Origin of the sequence: Collinsella aerofaciens (genome assembly GCF_039836695.1) — a bacterium.
Taxonomy (GTDB): domain Bacteria; phylum Actinomycetota; class Coriobacteriia; order Coriobacteriales; family Coriobacteriaceae; genus Collinsella; species Collinsella aerofaciens_BD.
In genome coordinates this window covers 1-16,694 of record NZ_JBDPAC010000012.1, presented here as the reverse complement: position 1 = coordinate 16,694, position 16,694 = coordinate 1, and the positions used below count along the sequence as shown (strand labels likewise).

14 protein-coding genes are annotated in these 16,694 nt (G+C 62.7%); 13 read left to right on the top strand and 1 reads right to left on the bottom strand.

The genetic code is table 11. The annotated features are described in order from the left end of the window. Positions 1–53 precede the first annotated feature (53 nt). Positions 54–2,630 (top strand): DNA topoisomerase I, encoded by a 2,577-nt coding sequence (locus ABG996_RS06705; RefSeq protein ID WP_347479186.1) that lies wholly within the window; start codon positions 54–56, stop codon positions 2,628–2,630. 144 nt (positions 2,631–2,774) lie between these two features. Here the strand turns inward: ABG996_RS06705 and ABG996_RS06700 are convergent, their stop codons facing one another. Continuing rightward, positions 2,775–3,758 carry a zinc-ribbon domain-containing protein gene (locus ABG996_RS06700; protein WP_195535148.1) on the bottom strand — a complete coding sequence of 328 codons (984 nt, stop codon included), beginning with the start codon at positions 3,756–3,758 and terminating at the stop codon, positions 2,775–2,777. 311 nt (positions 3,759–4,069) lie between these two features. Here ABG996_RS06700 and tmk point away from each other — a divergent pair, with 311 nt between their 5' ends. The 12 genes from tmk to ABG996_RS06640 all read left to right on the top strand — a co-directional run bounded on the left by tmk (position 4,070) and on the right by ABG996_RS06640 (position 16,556). Beyond that, the gene (tmk, locus tag ABG996_RS06695; RefSeq protein WP_195535147.1) at positions 4,070–4,753 is read left to right on the top strand and encodes a dTMP kinase; all 684 of its coding nucleotides are present in this window, start codon (positions 4,070–4,072) and stop codon (positions 4,751–4,753) included. 1 nt (position 4,754) lies between these two features. Beyond that, positions 4,755–5,882, top strand: a complete 1,128-nt coding sequence (locus ABG996_RS06690; protein ID WP_347479183.1) for a DNA polymerase III subunit — start codon at positions 4,755–4,757, stop codon at positions 5,880–5,882. Next, the gene (locus ABG996_RS06685; protein WP_316365454.1) at positions 5,873–7,573 is read left to right on the top strand and encodes a PSP1 domain-containing protein; all 1,701 of its coding nucleotides are present in this window, start codon (positions 5,873–5,875) and stop codon (positions 7,571–7,573) included. The genes ABG996_RS06690 and ABG996_RS06685 overlap by 10 nt, the downstream gene beginning before the upstream one ends. A 102-nt stretch (positions 7,574–7,675) precedes the next feature. Continuing rightward, positions 7,676–8,482: a ComF family protein gene (locus ABG996_RS06680; protein ID WP_227790540.1), complete on the top strand. Its 807-nt coding sequence runs from the start codon at positions 7,676–7,678 to the stop codon at positions 8,480–8,482. A 465-nt stretch (positions 8,483–8,947) separates the two neighbouring features. Continuing rightward, positions 8,948–9,955, top strand: a complete 1,008-nt coding sequence (locus ABG996_RS06675) for a substrate-binding periplasmic protein (protein WP_347479181.1) — start codon at positions 8,948–8,950, stop codon at positions 9,953–9,955. Positions 9,956–10,272: 317 nt separating this feature from the next. Beyond that, positions 10,273–10,857, top strand: coding sequence for a ribosome hibernation-promoting factor, HPF/YfiA family (gene hpf, locus ABG996_RS06670; protein WP_035137685.1), 585 nt, complete (start codon positions 10,273–10,275; stop codon positions 10,855–10,857). Between the two features lie 79 nt (positions 10,858–10,936). Further along, positions 10,937–11,890 (top strand): DegV family protein, encoded by a 954-nt coding sequence (locus tag ABG996_RS06665; protein ID WP_342996075.1) that lies wholly within the window; start codon positions 10,937–10,939, stop codon positions 11,888–11,890. A 98-nt stretch (positions 11,891–11,988) separates the two neighbouring features. Beyond that, positions 11,989–13,104, top strand: coding sequence for an NAD(P)-dependent oxidoreductase (locus ABG996_RS06660; RefSeq protein WP_347479179.1), 1,116 nt, complete (start codon positions 11,989–11,991; stop codon positions 13,102–13,104). Between the two features lie 5 nt (positions 13,105–13,109). Further along, entirely contained in the window at positions 13,110–13,538 is a 429-nt protein-coding gene (locus tag ABG996_RS06655; RefSeq protein ID WP_227790537.1) for a hypothetical protein, read from the top strand. 15 nt (positions 13,539–13,553) lie between these two features. After that, positions 13,554–14,252, top strand: a complete 699-nt coding sequence (locus ABG996_RS06650; protein WP_347479176.1) for a HEAT repeat domain-containing protein — start codon at positions 13,554–13,556, stop codon at positions 14,250–14,252. Positions 14,253–14,258: 6 nt separating this feature from the next. Then, positions 14,259–15,344 (top strand): isocitrate/isopropylmalate dehydrogenase family protein, encoded by a 1,086-nt coding sequence (locus ABG996_RS06645; RefSeq protein ID WP_347479174.1) that lies wholly within the window; start codon positions 14,259–14,261, stop codon positions 15,342–15,344. 126 nt (positions 15,345–15,470) lie between these two features. Next, positions 15,471–16,556, top strand: coding sequence for a hypothetical protein (locus ABG996_RS06640; RefSeq protein ID WP_347479172.1), 1,086 nt, complete (start codon positions 15,471–15,473; stop codon positions 16,554–16,556). Positions 16,557–16,694: the final 138 nt, after the last annotated feature.

The following is a 16,694-nucleotide window of genomic DNA, read 5'->3' as shown; positions in this document are numbered from 1 at the left end:
TCGGCCGCCATACGGGCGGGCGTAGCCGCAGAGACACGAGATAGGAGCCTCTTTTGAAGCTCATCATCGCCGAGAAAAACGACGCCGCGCGTCAGATCGCCGAGCGTCTGTCCACGGGCAAACCAAAAAAGGACAAGGTGTACAACACCGCCATCTACCGTTTTGAGTGGAAGGGCGAGGAGTGCGTGACGATCGGCCTTGCCGGTCACATCCTTGCGCCCGATTTTTGCGACAGCGTGCTGTTCGATAAAAAGCTGGGCTGGTATTCGGTTACCGAGGACGGCGAGATGCTACCGGCCGACATGCCCGATGGCCTGGCACGCCCGCCCTACGACACCAAGCGCAAGCCGTTTCTTGCCGACGGCATCTCCATCAAGGGCTGGAAGCTCGAGAGTCTGCCGTATCTCACCTGGGCACCCGTCATTAAGCTGCCGGCCGAGAAGGAACTCATCCGCTCGCTTAAGAACCTTGCCAAGAAGTCCGACAGCGTCATCATTGCCACGGACTTCGATCGCGAGGGCGAGCTGATTGGTTCGGACGCCCTCAACAAGGTGCGCGAGGTGGCGCCCGACTTGCCGGTCGCCCGCGCCCAGTATTCTTCGTTTACCAAGGCCGAGATCACGCAGGCCTTCGATAACCTTGTCTCGCTCGACCAGAACCTGGCCGACGCCGGCGAGAGCCGTCAGCACATCGACCTCATTTGGGGTGCGGTGCTCACGCGCTACCTGACGCTCGCCAAGTTTGGCGGCTTTGGCAACGTGCGTTCCGCCGGCCGCGTGCAGACGCCGACGCTTGCCCTGGTGGTCGAGCGCGAACGCGAGCGCATGGCGTTTGTGCCCGAGGACTATTGGCAGATTCGCGGCATGGGCGCCGCGCAAGGCGCTGCCGAGGACGATCGCTTTAAGATCGCGCACAAGACGGCGCGCTTTACCGACAAGGATGCTGCTGAGACGGCGTACGGTCACGTTGACGGTGCCAAGACGGCAACCGTCGCCGCGGTGACCAAGCGCTCGCGCAAGCAGCAGCCGCCCACGCCGTTTGCGACCACCTCGCTGCAGGCTGCCGCCGCAGCCGAGGGTATCTCGCCTGCGCGTACCATGCGCATCGCCGAGTCCCTCTACATGGCGGGCCTCATCAGCTACCCGCGTGTCGACAATACCGTATACCCCGCGACGCTTGATCTGGGCGCTGTGGTGAGTGACCTTGCAAAGATCAACCCGGCGCTGGCGCCCGTGTGCAAAAAGGTCCTCGCCGGCCCCATGAAGCCCACGCGCGGCAAGGTCGAGACCACCGACCACCCGCCTATCTATCCCACGGGCGAGGGCGATCCGTCCACGCTCGACGGCGGCCAGCGCAAGCTCTACGACCTCATCGCTCGCCGCTTCCTAGCGACGCTTATGGGCCCCGCGACCATCGAAAACACTAAGCTCGAGCTCGACGTGAACGGTGAGCCGTTCGTGGCTTCGGGCGATGTGCTCGTGACCCCGGGTTTCCGCGAGGCGTACCCGTACGGACTCAAGCGCGACGAGCAGATGCCGCCGCTGGAGCAGGGCGATACGGTCGACGTGTTCGACATTAAGCTCGAGGCCAAGCAGACCGAGCCGCCCGCGCGCTACAGCCAGGGCAAGCTCGTGCAGGAGATGGAAAAGCGCGGCCTGGGCACCAAGTCCACGCGCGCGAGCATCATCGAGCGCCTGTACGCCGTGCGCTATCTCAAAAACGATCCCGTGGAGCCGAGTCAGCTGGGCATCGCCATTATCGATGCACTGTCGCAGTTTGCCCCGCGCATCACGAGCCCCGATATGACCAGCGAGCTCGATGGCGACATGACCCGTGTGGAGCGCGGCGAGGATACCGAAGAGCATGTCGTGACGCACTCGCGCGCGCTGCTGGCTGGCGTGCTCGACGAGCTGCTCAAGCACACGCAGGAGCTGGGCGACGCCATCAGCGACGCCGTCACGGCCGATGCGCGCGTGGGCGCTTGCCCCAAGTGCGGCAAGGACCTGGTTATGAAGACGAGCGCCAAGACCCGTGGCAGCTTCATTGGCTGCATGGGCTGGCCCGACTGCGACGTGACCTATCCGGTGCCGAGCGGCGTCAAGGTAAGCCCGCTCGAGGGCGAGGCAGCCGTGTGCCCCGAGTGCGGCGCGCCGCGCATTAAGTGCCAGCCGTTCCGCCAGAAGGCCTTCGAGATTTGCGTGAACCCCACGTGCCCCACCAACTACGAGCCCGACCTTAAGGTGGGCGAGTGCAAGGTGTGCGCCGAGGCCGGACGCCATGGCGACCTGATCGCGCACAAGAGCGAGAAGAGCGGCAAGCGCTTTATCCGCTGCACCAACTACGATGACTGCGGCGTGAGCTATCCTCTACCGGCGCGCGGTAAGCTCGAGGCGACGGGTGAGACCTGCCCCGAGTGCGGCGCCCCCATCGTGGTGGTCAACACGGCGCGCGGTCCGTGGCGTATTTGCGTCAACATGGACTGCCCGACCAAGGAGAAGAAGCCCGCCCGCGGCCGCAAGACCACGACCAAGGCGAGCACGGCCAAGAAGACGACGGCTAAGAAAGCCACTGCCGCCAAGAAGGCGACCGCGAAGAAGTCGACTACCAAAAAGACCGCTGCCGACAAGTAGCCGCACGGTCGAAGCATCACCTAAAACAAAAACGAGCGAGGACCTCAAAATCCTCGCTCGTTTTTTATCCGGCAGTTAGGGACGTTCCTTTTCTGCCGGCAGTTTAGGAACGTCCCTAACTGCCGGCTCGGGAACGACAAAGCGCTAGTTCACTTCGACGGGTTTGGCGCCGGGATAGCGCTCCTCAAAGTCTAAGCGATACTTATTGTCATTGGTGCCCGCCACGTTGTCGCGTGACAGCGGCGCCACGATCTCATTCTTGTGGTCCGCAGGCTTGGCGTATTTCAGGCTGATCTCCCAGGCATCACAGATTGCGTCAATGCGGTGATCCAGGTCGTCGTACAGGGCGATGATGTCCTTCCAGGAGCTGTAGTTCTTGGAGCTCGTCGGGACGTCTAGGTCCTCGACGATGTCGTAATACTGCTCGATGGTGTCCTCCGTGCGCTCGGCGACGTCGGCGAGATTTTGACGGGTGGTTCGATCCTCTTCCAGATAGCTGCCGTTGAAGTTCTGCGCGCAGCCACGGACGTAGTTGTCGAGATCTTCGAGCAAGTCGTAGTATTCGCTCAGTCGGCGGTAGAGGTTCTGCTCGGAGAGCGTTGCTTCGCCGCCATCCTCGTCGTCATCGTCATCATCGTCGTACAGGCTGTTGGGATCGCCGAGAGGCTTTAGGTCATCGTCGTCGACGTCATGGTGCAGCTTAGCTACCTCGGCAGTCGTCTGCGTGGCGGCGTTGTCGAAAGGCTTGATCACAAAGAAAACGACCAGGGCGATGATGATTGCCACCAGCACAACGATAACGGCGATAAGCGGCCCGGTGCCGCTCTTTTTGGGGGCGGGGGTCTGTGGCGAAGCGGGCGCGTATGCGGGAGCCGGCTCCTGTTGGGACGAGCCGCTCGCGACGGGTATGCGCTGCGTGGTCTCGACGGCCGCGGGGCCTGCGGCGGGGTCGGGGCGATAGGCGAGGGGGTCGTCCGCCTTGGCTTGCGGCGTATCGAGGGAACCGGTCTGCTCGAAAGCGGGCTGGCTATCGCTCGCGGCTGTTTGCTCAACGGGTGCACCGCACGAGGTGCAGAACTTGGCATTATCTGCAAGAAGCTTGCCGCACGAGGCGCAATACCGAGACATTGCCACTCCTTTCGCCACATTTCAATGCAATACGACGATTATACCCAGCGTCCAAAATTCTCCATCATAAGTTGCGGTGAAATAGGGACTGTTTGGCGGTCTCAGAGCTTCAATCAGTCCCTATTTCACCGCAACTTCGGGGATGCCTCGATGGCTAGGTTGTGGGGGTCATTGGGGACGTTCTTAAACGACTAGTCATTCAAGAACGTCCCCAATGACTAGGTGGGGTTTGGGACGCGCCTGCCCCTGGGGTATCATGGCTTGGTTGCTATAACTCGCATTTACGCGCCTTGTAGGAAGGGGCTGCGCCCATGGCTTTTGAGCCCGCTCAACATAGCTTCATTACGCTCGAGGGTGTCGATGGCGCCGGTAAATCTACGCAGGCGCGCCTGCTTGCCCGTGCGCTCGACCTTGCCGGCTACCAGGTTGTGACCCTGCGCGAGCCGGGCGGTACCGCCATCAGCGAAAAGATCCGTGCTCTGCTGCTCGACTCCGCCAATACGGCGATGGGCGACACCTGCGAGTTGTTGCTCTACGAGGCCGCGCGCGCCCAGTTGGTGCACGAGGTCATCGCGCCTGCCCTTGCTGCCGGCAAGGTGGTCCTGTGCGACCGCTTCTACGATTCCACAACTTGCTATCAGGCGTTTGCCGATGGCCTCGATCGCCAGATAGTGCGCGATGCCAACAACCTGGCCGTCGCGGGGACGCACCCGGCGCTCACGCTCGTCTATCACATCACGCCCGAGCAGGCGGCGCTGCGCATGGCAGCCCGTGGCGCGGCAGATCGCATGGAGGCTAAGGGCATGGCCTTCCAAGAGCGTGTCTACCAGGGATTTTGCGCCATCGCCGCCGAGGAACCAAACCGCGTAAAGCTCATCGACGCGACCGCGTCCATCGAGGACGTCTTCGCGCGGACGGTCGAGCAGGTTCGCGTCTACGGCCTCGACATTTCCCAGGACGCCGTCACCGCCGCGCTTGCCCAGGAGGCCGAGTAACATGGCCCCCGCTCAGACAAGCCTGCTGGCCAAGCTTGACACCCAAGAGCGCGTGCGCGACTTTTTGACCAATGCCGTCGCCAGCGGTCGCGCATCGCACGCCTACCTGTTTTTGGGCGCGCCCGGCGCGGGCAAGCTCGACGCCGCGTGGGCGCTCGCCCAAGCCTTCCTGTGCGAGCAGGATGGCTGCGGCTCATGCGATAGCTGCGTGCGCGTCGCCCGCCATACGCACCCCGACGTGCACTATTACACGCCCGAGAGCGCCACGGGCTACCTCATCGCCCAGACCCGCGAGCTGCTCGATGACGTGCCTCTGGCGCCCATCCGTGCCAAGGCCAAGGTCTACATCATCGACCGTGCCGAGCAACTGCGCGCCAACACCGCCAACGCGCTGCTCAAGACACTCGAGGAGCCGCCCGAGGGCGTTATGTTCATCCTGCTGGGCACCTCGGCAGACGTGATGTTGTCCACCATCGTGAGCCGCTGCCAGTGCGTGCCGTTTCGGCTGGTATCGCCCGCCGTCGCCGCGCAGGCCGTGAGCCGCGCCACCGGTCAGGACCCTGCGCGTTGCCGCATGGCCGTCGCCGTGGCGGGAAGCCCCACGCGTGGCATCGAGTTCCTCAAGAGCGCCGAGCGCCAGGACGCCCGCCGTCAGATGGTTCGCGCCATCGATTCGCTTATCGCCGCCGACGAGGCCGACGTGCTCAGCCGCGCCAAGTCACTCATCGTCGCCGTTAAGGCGCCGCTCGCCGAGGTCAAGTCCACGCAGGAAAAGGTGCTCGAGCAAAACGCCGACTACCTGTCGCGTGGAGCATTGAAGCAGCTTGAGGACCGCAACAAGCGCGAACTCAACGCGCGCGAGCGTTCGGGTATCATGGAAGCGCTGGCGAGCGCGCGGACGCTCATGCGCGACGTGCTGCTGACGCTTCAGGACGAGGCAGCCGACGTGGTGAACGAAGACGTGCGCGACACGATCGGTCGGCTTGCCGCCGCGACCAATGTTGCGGGTGCCACCCAGGCGCTCGAGGCAGTCGCGACCGCCGAGCGCAACATCGCCAGAAACGTTACTCCCCAGCTGGCCATCGAGGTCATGCTGTTCGATATCAGGAAGGCACTGAAATGCCGTTAGTCGTACCCGTTAAGTTTACCTACGCCTCGCGCGACCTGTGGTTTGATCCGCAGGATCTGGATATCCTCGAGGCCGATTATGCCATTTGCTCCACTGAGCGCGGAACCGAGATCGGCCTGGTCACGGCCGATCCCTTCGAGGTGCCGCAAGACGAGATCGGTCAGCCGCTCAAGCCCGTGCTGCGCGTGGCGAGCGACATCGACCTGCAGCTTGCCGATGACCTGGCCATCCAGGGCGACGAGGCCATGGTCGACTTCCGCCGCCTGGTCAAGGAGCTCGACCTCGAGATGAAACCGGTGGGCGTCGAGTACCTGTTTGGCGGCGAGAAGGCCGTGTTCTACTTTGCGGCCGAGGAGCGCGTCGATTTTCGCCAGCTCGTCAAGGATCTGTCCTCGACGCTGCACATTCGCGTCGACATGCGCCAGATCGGCGTGCGCGACGAGACCCGCCTGGTGGGCGGCTATGCCCAGTGCGGACAGGAACTCTGCTGCACGCGCTTTGGCGGACAGTTTGAGCCCGTCTCGATTCGCATGGCAAAAGAGCAAGACCTGCCGCTCAATTCCTCCAAGATCAGCGGCGTGTGCGGTCGTCTGATGTGCTGCCTGCGCTACGAGTTCGAGGCCTACAAGGACTTTAAGAGCCGTGCGCCCAAAAAGAAGACGCTCATCGATACGCCGCTTGGCAAGGCGCGTATCCAGGAGTATGACACGCCGCGTGAGCAGCTGGTGCTGCGCCTGGAGAACGGCAAAGTCTTTAAGGTCAACCTAGCCGATATGACGTGCTCGGAGGGCTGCAAAAAGAAGGCCGCCGAGCAGGGCTGCAACTGCCGCCCCGACTGCGTGACGCGCGACGTGCTCGAGCGCATCGAGTCGCCCGAGATGCGCCTGGCGCTCATGGAGCTCGATCGCGAAAACGGCGTCGATGTGGGCGATGGCCTGTCGAGTGCCGACCGTCTGGCCGGCACGTCGATGCCCAAGCGCCGTCGTCGCGATGCTGAATCCGATGCTCGCGCCGGTCAGGGTCAGGGCGAGGGCCGTGGCCGCGGAAAAGGCCGCGGTAAGGCCGAGACACCCGAGGCCGAGGGGGCGGCCGATGGCCGTCGCCGTCGCAAGCGCGCGGGCTCGGGCGATGCTACCGAGGTTGCAGCCGCGGGCAAGAACGCCTCTCGCGAGCGCGAGGTTCAGCAGCCCCAGCAGCAGAATCGCGGCGGCGGCATGAACCCCACACGTCGCCGCCGCCGTCATCTGTCGAGCGAGGAGCGCGAGGACGCCTTCCGCGCCGCAGCTGCTCGCGAGGCCGGTGCCGCTTCCAAGGGCGCCTCGGCCTCCGATGCGCCTGTCGACAAGAGCGGCAAGTCACGTGGCGAGGAGGAGCGCGCGCCGCGTCCGCGCCGTCGCCATTCCTCGGGCGCGCAACAGAAGCCCTCAGTGCCCTCCGTGGCCGATCAGGTCTCGGATGGCGAGGTCAAGGTCACGCGCCGTCGTCCCGGGGATGGCGGGGGAGCGGCTGCCAAGGCTTCGCGTGGCGCCGCTCGCGACGAGCGCGAGCCGCGCGAGAATCGCGGTGGCGAGGGCTCGGCCGACCAGGGTCAAAAGCGCCGTCGCCGTCGTCGTTCCCGCAAGCCGCGCCAGGATGGTGGCGAGGGCTCGACCCCGTCTTCGTCCGCACCACAACCGCCCGCCGGCGAATAACGCCCGCGAGCGGATTTAACCTGCCTTGCCCCGAGCGCATCGGGGTATCATAGCGCCGAATCAACAACCCTCCCTGCGATCGAGCGTAGGGAGGGTTGTGTCTTGAAGAGCCATCTGAACATATTGAGCCGTCTGCAGAGTGCCGGTGCCCTACCGTTTGCGGACGAATTGCTACCGTTTGCCGAGCGCGCGACGTACGAGGCGCTCGAGGCATTGTCGCCAACACGATGTACCGGCTGCGAGCGCGCCGGTGCGCTTATTTGCCAAGACTGCCTGGCCGCGCTCACGCTCATCGACCCACGTCATAGCTGCACCCGATGTGGCGCCCCGTTTGGGGATTTGCTGTGCACTGAGTGTTCGGTCGAGGGCACGTCTTCGGCAATGGCGGAGGCGCTCGACCGCTGCCTGGCGTGCGCCGTCTATGCGCATCCGCTGCCGCGTATCATTAAAGCGTACAAGGATGCGGGCGAGCGACGTCTGGCTCCGTATCTGGCGGAGCTGCTCTACGACACCGCCCTGCATGCCCAGGTCGTAGCTCCCGATCGCTACGGAGGCGTGCTTTCCGGTGCGGATGCGGTGGTGTTTGTGCCTGCGACGGCGGCAGCGTTTCGGCGGCGTGGTTTTGATCATATGGAGGCTATTGCGCGCCCATTTTGCGAGCTGTCGGGTGTTCCTCTGCTCGATGCTCTCGTCAAGTACGGGCATGGCGACCAGCGCGAACTCGGTCGTGAGGAGCGCCGCGAGCGTGCCCGAGGTATGTACGAGACGGTTGAGGACGTGCACGGCCGCCGCCTGCTGCTTATCGACGACGTTATCACCACGGGTGCGACGATGGCAGCGGCTTCGGCGGAACTCAAGCGCGCCGGTGCCACGGCCGTTGATGGCCTCGCTATCGCACGCGTTTGGTAGGGGTGGTTTTGTGGCAGTGAAGATAGCGCGTGCGGCCCGTCCTGACCTGCGAAATCTGTACTCGAGATGCGAATGACGCCCCTAACCTTAAACTTTAGCTTGAACTTAGTTATAATGCGCTTCGTTCCTACCAGGCTGTGGTTGCGGACGGACGAAATGCCCGTCCTAGTCCAAGACAGACGCGGTCAAAGGGATCCACGTAAGCGACCGCGTGCGCGCGGCGCGATCATGGCGCGTCCTAGATGTAAGCCGCACCGTCCGTTCTACTTTCTTTGGGGCAATACCGCCTCGCGGGCGAGCGGGCCAGTCGTGAAGGTGGCTGCGGCCTCCCGAGCAAACACCCCGGTGCGCAAGTGTGGGGTCAAATACCAGGTCAGCTGGTGGGAACAACCCGATATCCCGTGCAGGGCACGGATCGTATACGACACAGAAGGCAGGGTAGCGGACATGGTGAGGGGCAGCTTGATGCACGCGGTTCGGTTAGGTGCTGGGACCGCAGCGGTCATTGCCGTTTTGGGCCTGAGCGGATGCGCGTTCAACCCGCTGTCTACGTTCACGACTCCCACGATCGACCAGATCGAGTACGAGACCGTCACGCCGGCGGTGTCGGACGATGCCCTGGTCACTCCCGGAACCCTGACGGTCGCCCTCGATACTTCCGATGCGCCGCAGGCCATGCAGGACGCCGACGGCGAGCTCACGGGGTATGCGGTTGACGCCGCCCGCGCCCTCGCAAGCCGCATGGGCCTTAAGGTCGCCTTTGTCGATGCGTCCTCGGCAGGTTCCGCGCTCGGCGACAAAAAGGCCGATATCTTTATCGGCGAGATTAACTCCACGGACGGGGACATTAGCTCGCTCGGCACCTGCCTGTACGATGCCACTTCCGTGTTCGGTAAAACTAGAGATGGTGGGTCGCTAAGCGTTTCCACCGATACCCTTAGCACGTCCACCCTGGGCGTTCAGATGTCCTCGGCCTCGCAGGAGGCGCTTGCTAAGCAGAGCATTACCGCCAACCAAAAGACCTACTCCAACATCAACGAGTGCTTTGAGGCGCTCGAGTCCGGCGAGGTCGACTATGTGATCTGCGACTCCACGGCCGGCGGCTACCTTGCACGCCTGATGAGCGAGGTCTCCTATGTCGGTGCGCTCGAGGCGCCCTCGACGCTTGGTGTTGCGGGCCTCTCGTCCAATGACGAACTGTGCCGTGCCGTGAGCGATGCCCTCGACGGTATTACGGCCGACGGCACGCTCGAGGCGGTCCACTCTGTCTGGTATGGCACGATGCCCTACGACCTCACCACTAAGACGGTTTCGGGCGCTAACGTGCAGCCGGTCGACTCTGAGTCCAGTGAGACCACGTCCTCCGGCAGCGAGTCCTCCGATTCCAACAATGAGACCGCATCCTCCGAGGACAAATCGTCCAGCCAGGAAGGCGCCATCACCGACGACGACATTAACAAACTCAATAGCTAGTTATTGCTAGGGGTGGTGTCTCCTATACGTTGGAAAGGACACCTCTTCACGGTTTCAACACGCACTGCCGGGCTTCCCCAATAGAGGAGCCCGGCTTTTTCATCCCTATAAAACCAGCAGGTCAAAGCCAATTTCAAGAAGAAAAACCAACTCTGCCGACGCCCTCCTATAGCGCACTTTGCCACAGAAAAGTGCGAGACTTCGGTATGCGGTATCAAGCAATCGTTATTCGGGTCTTTAGGAATCCGCGTGATTAAATGCACGGCAATGGGTACATAGCCAGTACAGTAAGTCCCCGAGGCAGATTGGAGCCACGTATGGATATCAAGGTTTCTGGACGCAAGACGACGGTAACCGATGCTCTGCGTGCGCATGTGGATGAGAAGATCGGCGAGGCGCTCAAGGTTTTCGATATCGAGCCCATGACGGTCGACGTTGTACTTCGCTATGAGAAGAACCCCTCGAACCCCAACCCGGCAATCGTCGAGGTTACGGTTCGTGCCCGCGGTTCGGTGATTCGCGTTGCCGAGCACGGTGCAGATATGTACGCCGCCATCGACCTCTCCGCCGATAAGGTCACCCGCCAGCTGCGCAAGTTCAAGACCAAGGTCGTGGACAACCGCCAGGGCGGTGCCAGCGCGGCGGATGTCGCACCGGTCGAGCGCGTCGAGGATCTGGCCGACCTGCTGCTGCCCGAGGAAGAGGACGACCTGCTTGTCCGCGAGAAGGTTATCGACGTCACCCCGATGACTGAGGAGCAGGCGCTGGTGCAGACCGATCTGCTCGGCCACGACTTCTACGTGTTCGAGAACGCGACGACTGGCCTCATCAATGTGGTGTATCACCGTAAGAATGGTGGATATGGCATCATCAAGCCCCGCATCGAAACACTTGACGAGTAAAATACGTTAACTTGCATGAGTTAACGGTTGGCGGCCATCCCATGCGGGTGGCCGCCTTTTTACGTAAGGAGTCGCTTTGATGGACAAGGCCGCATCTACCGGTCATTCGGACCGTTGCCGCATCGTCGTCGATACCTGCTGCGACTTTAGCCCCGAGGTCGCCGCGAACCTCGATGTCGATATCCTGGGTTTCCCCTTCATTATCGATGGCGAGGAGCGCACGGATGACATCTGGTCGAGCATCACGCCCAAGGAGTTTTACGACCGCATGCGCGCCGGTGCCCGCGTGTCCACCTCGGCTGTGTCGCTCGGTCGCTATATCGAGTTCTTTACCGAGTGCGCCAAAGAGGGCACGCCCACGGTCTACCTGTGCTTTACCTCGGCGCTGTCGTCGAGCTACAACTCCGCGTGCCAGGCGGCGGACGCCGTGCGTGCCGAGTATCCCGATTTTGAGCTGTACGTGGTCGACAACGCTCTGCCCTGCGCGACTGGCGCGCTCTTGGCGCTCGAGGCCGTGCGCCAGCGTTCGGCGGGACTGACCGCCAAGCAGCTGGTCGATTGGGCAAACGAGGCAAAGACCTACGTCCACGGCTACTTTACGCTCGAGAGCTTCGACGCACTAGCTGCCGGCGGCCGCATTCCGCCCGCGGCGGCGCAGCTCACGGCAAAGCTCGATGTCAAGCCCGAGCTCTCCTACGACCTTGCCGGCTCGCTGTCGCTGATCGGCGTCAACCGCGGCCGCAAGAAGGCGCTCAAGTCCATTCTCAAGTCGTTCCGCGAGAACTACGTGCCCGACCGCACCATGCCCATCGCAATCATGACGGCCGATGCCGAGAAGGACGGCGACTGGCTCGAAGCTGCCATCCGCAAGGAGGAGGGCTGCGCCGACGTCACGATCATTCGCAGCTCCGTGGGTCCCACCATTGGCTCGCACGTGGGCCCCGGCATGGTGGCCTGCGCGTTTTGGGGTAAGAACCGCGCCGACAAGGCGTCGCTTTCCGATCGCATCGCCCGCCGCGTGCGCGGTCAGTAGGCAAGTAACGCGTCCGTAATCGCCCTCGACTCACAGCTCAAACGCTGGCACCGAGTATTCAACCTGGTAATAACACCCAACCTAAAAGGAAAGGTTTCATGGCAAACAAGCTCTCTGTCGCATTTATCGGCACCGGAATTATGGGTGCCCCCATCGCCGGCCACATTCTGGACGCTGGCTATCCCGTCACGGTCAACAACCGCACCAAGTCCAAGGCTGCAGCGCTCGTTGAGCGCGGTGCCGTCTGGGCCGATACGCCGGCAGATGCCGCGGCGAACGCCGACGTCATCTTTACCATGGTGGGTTATCCCTCCGAGGTCGAGGAGCTCTACCTGGCGGGCGACGGTCTGCTCGCGTGCACTAAGCCCGGCGCGGTCCTGATCGACCTTACCACGAGCTCGCCCGAGCTGGCGCGCGACATTGCCGAGGCCGCCCAGGTTTCCGGTCGCATGGCGTTTGACTGCCCCGTCACCGGCGGCGAGTCGGGTGCTATCGCCGGCACGCTTACGGCTATCGTGGGCGCCACCGAGAACGACATCGCTCCGGTCCGTGATATCCTTTCCACCTTTGCGGCAACCATCTGCTGCTTCGACGGCGCCGGCAAGGGCCAGGCTGCCAAGCTCGCCAACCAGGTGTCGCTGGGCGCCTGCATGGTCGGCATGGCAGACGCCATGGCGTTTGCCGAGCTGAGCGGCCTTGACCTGGAGAAGACCCGCCAGATGATCCTGGGCGGTACCGGCAAGTCCGGCGCCATGGAGAGCCTGGCTCCCAAGGCGCTCGACGGCGACTACAAGCCCGGCTTTATGGTCGAGCACTTCATTAAGGACCTGCGCTTGGCGCTCGCCTATGCCGACGACCGCGAGCTTGCGCTGCCCGGCGCCGACGTGGCCTTTACGCTCTATGACATGCTCGACGCCATCGGTGGTGCCAAGCTGGGCACCCAGGCCATCACGGTCCTCTATAAGGAGGAGGCCGACGCCATCGCCGCCGGTCTGGACTGGTCGCAGTATCGTCCCGAGGAGCATGGCGCTCACGAGGACGGCTGCGGTTGCGGCGAGCATGGCGACGACCACGAGTGCGGTTGCGGCCACCACCATGGCGAGGACCACGAGTGCTGCGGCGGCCACGGCCATGATGATGGCCACGAGTGCTGCTGCGGCCACGGCCATGATGATGGCCACGAGTGCTGCTGCGGCCACCATCACGGGGAGTAGCGCCCATGAGCTGGACGTTCGTGGTGTTAGCGCTGGTGCTCTTTCTCTTTGCGATCTACATTGGCTTTTTGTGCGGTCAGTGGGCGTGCGAAAAGCGCGTCATCACCAAGCGCGACTACTGGATTGCCAACTTTGTGGGAGCGGCGGCAGTCGTCCTGCTGACCTGGGTGTTCTCGCTGTTCCCGCTGGTGCAGTTTGCGCCGATCGGCTGGCTCGGCGGCTTTATCGCCGGTCTTAAAATGAGCTTTGGCGAGTCCGTCGGTCCGTGGCGCAAGCACGACGAGGTCTTTAACGTCAACAAGGCTCATCGCGCCGCCGCCGACGCGGGCGACGCCGAGGAGCGCCGCCGTGCGCGTCGCAATGGCGCGGCCGACCGACAGCTCATCTCGGTCACCGATGACAGCAAGGGTGCTGGCAAGCACGCTAAGAAATAGTAAGAAGAGGTAACTATGGCAGAAAACAAAGACGAACAGCTCACCGACGAGGAGCTGGTACAGCTTCAGCTGGCAGAGGAGAATGAGAACGCCGTCGACCGCCTGGTTCAGGAGCTCGGCTGCCCCACGCGCCGCATCCGCCAGTTTGCTGCCCGCGTGTTGCATCTGCTTGCCGAGCGCGATCCCCAGCGCGTCGTGCCCTGCGTGCCCGCGCTGATCGAGGCGCTCGACCGTCCCGAGGCGCAGACCCGCTGGGAGGCCCTCGATGCCCTGACGACGCTCGCCACCACCTGCCCCGAGCAGCTGGGCGATGCCTTTGAGGGCGCCGAGACCGCGCTGTTCGACGAGATCTCCTCCACGCTGCGCTATGCCGCCTTCCGCCTGCTGTGCGTGTGGGGTGCCACGAGCGTCGAGCGCTCGCGCGAGGCTTGGCCCATCCTGGACGAGGCCATCCAGTGCTACCACGGCGACCTTGAGTATCGCGACATGCTCGGTTGCCTGTACGAGTTTTGCCAGGGCGAGATCGACGCCGAGGTTGCCGAGAAGCTCGCGCTGCGCCTTAAGTTCGACGCCGAGAACGGCAAGGGCAGCTATCTCAAGGCCCGTTCGAGCGAGATTTGCGAAATGCTTGTTAAACGTTTTGGCCTGGATCTCTCCAAAAAGAAGAAGCGTGCTAGCGTTAAAAAAGCTGACGACGCCGAAGACGAGGAGTAACAGATTATGGCGCACGATGTAGTCCTGATTCCCGGTGACGGTATCGGTCCCGAGATTACGCAGGCCATGCGCCGCGTGGTCGAGGCCACTGGTGTCCAGATCAACTGGAACGTCCAGGAGGCCGGTGCCGGCGTCATGGACGAGTTTGGCACGCCGCTGCCCCAGCACGTGCTCGATGCGGTCGCCGAGACCAAGGTTGCCATCAAGGGTCCCATCACCACGCCGGTCGGCACGGGTTTCCGCAGCGTCAACGTGGCTCTGCGCAAGCATTTTGACCTGTACGCTTGCGTGCGCCCTTGCCTGTCGCAGCCGGGCGACGGCTCGCGCTTCCGCGACGTCGACCTGGTCATCGTGCGCGAGAACACCGAGGACCTCTACGCCGGCATCGAGTTCGATGAGGGCGCTGCCGAGGTCGAGGAGCTTTCGCAGCTCGTCGAGCGTTCGGGCCAAAAGACCTTCGCCGTCGATTCCGCGATCTCGATCAAGCCGATCTCCATCGCCAAGAGCCGCCGCATTGTGGAGTATGCCTTTGAGTATGCCCGCCGCTGCGGCCGCAAAAAGGTGACGGCCGTGCACAAGGCCAACATCATGAAGGCGACCGACGGCCTGTTCCTGCGCGTGGCGCGCGAGGTGGCCGCCAAATATCCTGATATCGAGTTCAACGACAAGATCGTTGACGCCACCTGCATGGGCCTGGTCCAGAACCCCAACGACTTCGATGTCCTGGTGCTGCCCAACCTGTACGGCGACATCGTGAGCGACCTGTGCGCCGGCCTGGTGGGCGGTCTGGGCATGGCCCCCGGCTCCAACATCGGTGCCGACTGCGCAATCTTTGAGGCTACGCATGGCTCCGCGCCCGATATCGCCGGCCAGGATATCGCCAACCCCACGGCCGAGATCCTCTCTGCTGCGATGATGCTCGATCACCTGGGCGAGAACGATGCTGCCAATCGCATTCGTGCCGCCGTATCTGCCACGCTCGACGAGGGCGAGCAGGTTACCGGTGACGTGCGTCGTGCCCAGACCGGCTCCGTTGAGGGCGCTGTGGGCACACAGGCCTTTGCCGATGCCGTTATCGCGCACCTGGTCTAAGGTATGCACGCTGCAAACGCCTAAATAGTACTTAAGTGTTTGCGTATAACCTAAGAATCAATACGCCCGGCGCTCTGCCGGGCGTATTCTATTGAGGACTATGTTTCCTAACAAGGAGTAACTGATATGGGTCTGATTCAAAAGAAGGACGAGAAGGACGAGATCGACGGCATCCAGATCATCGAGCGCGGCGAAGGCCCCGACGGTGACGAGGATGAGAAGATCGATCTGGTCGCCGGTACGTCTGCCGAGCACATTGCCGCCGGCACGACGGCCGAGGAGGAGGACGCTCGCCTGGAGGCAAAGATCGCCGCGGACGCCGCCGACGAGAACCTCATGCCCGAGGAGCAGGACGAGGACGACGACTCCGATGCTGACGACCATGCATCCAAGCACAAGAAGACGATGATTGCCGCCTTTGTGGTTGCAGTCGTGATTGCTGCCGTGGTCGGCTTCTTTATTGGCAATGGCGGCTTTGGCGGCAAGGGTGTCGGCTCGGCGACCCTCACCGAGGACCAGCTCGATTCGACCGTGGCAAGCTACAGCTACAACGGCAAGAAGAGCGACATCGCTGCGCGCGAGGCCATCGAGAGCCAGTACAGCCTCGACACCGTCAAGGATAGCGATGGCAACTACACCGCTCCTTCTGCCGACGTCATCCTGTCCTACGTGCGCAACAAGATCCTGCTCGACGCTGCCGAGGACGAGGGCATCACCGTCTCTTCTAAGGAGATGAAGAAGTACGCCGAGGATTCCATCGGCACTTCGGACTACAAGACCATGGCCAAGCAGTATGGCGTGTCCAAGGACCAGGCCAAGCAGATCGTCCGCCAGTCCGCGACGCTGCAGAAGCTCTACAAGAAGAAGGTGGGCGATAGCTCCGCGACCATGCCGACCGCTCCGACCGAGCCTTCTGACGGCAACGAGGAGACCGCGAGCAAGGACTACGCCGACTACATCATCAACCTTGCCGGCGACGAGTGGGATAGCGAGAAAGGCACTTGGAAGGACGCCGATGGCACCTACGCTAAGGCATTCGCCGACGATGCCTTTACGGCCGATAGCGCGACCTATAAGCAGGCCATGACCGCCTATTACACTGCCTACCAGCAGTACTCTTCGCAGGCTTCGAGCGCCAGCTCCAAGTGGACCGAGTACGCCAACGGCCTCTACGCCAAGGCCAACATCAGCATCTACGGCCTGTTTGCGTAAAGATTTGTCTGAGCCACCGAGCGCGTAGCCGAAATATCTGAATAGCCCGCTAGAACGGATGTGAACTGCCTCCCATTTCTTGGACATGAGAAATGGGAGGCTTTCTTTATGCGCGTTGATTTGAGAGTGAAGCATGAT

Bases quoted from the DNA above. Each gene is read 5' to 3' on its own strand.
- ABG996_RS06655 (WP_227790537.1), top strand. From the start codon at position 13,110: ATGAGCTGGACGTTCGTGGTGTTAGCGCTGGTGCTCTTTCTCTTTGCG.
- ABG996_RS06690 (WP_347479183.1), top strand. From the start codon at position 4,755: ATGGCCCCCGCTCAGACAAGCCTGCTGGCCAAGCTTGACACCCAAGAG.
- ABG996_RS06640 (WP_347479172.1), top strand. From the start codon at position 15,471: ATGGGTCTGATTCAAAAGAAGGACGAGAAGGACGAGATCGACGGCATC.
- ABG996_RS06660 (WP_347479179.1), top strand. From the start codon at position 11,989: ATGGCAAACAAGCTCTCTGTCGCATTTATCGGCACCGGAATTATGGGT.
- ABG996_RS06645 (WP_347479174.1), top strand. From the start codon at position 14,259: ATGGCGCACGATGTAGTCCTGATTCCCGGTGACGGTATCGGTCCCGAG.
- ABG996_RS06685 (WP_316365454.1), top strand. From the start codon at position 5,873: ATGCCGTTAGTCGTACCCGTTAAGTTTACCTACGCCTCGCGCGACCTG.
- ABG996_RS06650 (WP_347479176.1), top strand. From the start codon at position 13,554: ATGGCAGAAAACAAAGACGAACAGCTCACCGACGAGGAGCTGGTACAG.
- ABG996_RS06675 (WP_347479181.1), top strand. From the start codon at position 8,948: ATGCACGCGGTTCGGTTAGGTGCTGGGACCGCAGCGGTCATTGCCGTT.
- ABG996_RS06665 (WP_342996075.1), top strand. From the start codon at position 10,937: ATGGACAAGGCCGCATCTACCGGTCATTCGGACCGTTGCCGCATCGTC.
- ABG996_RS06700 (WP_195535148.1), bottom strand. From the start codon at position 3,758: ATGTCTCGGTATTGCGCCTCGTGCGGCAAGCTTCTTGCAGATAATGCC.
- tmk (WP_195535147.1), top strand. From the start codon at position 4,070: ATGGCTTTTGAGCCCGCTCAACATAGCTTCATTACGCTCGAGGGTGTC.
- hpf (WP_035137685.1), top strand. From the start codon at position 10,273: ATGGATATCAAGGTTTCTGGACGCAAGACGACGGTAACCGATGCTCTG.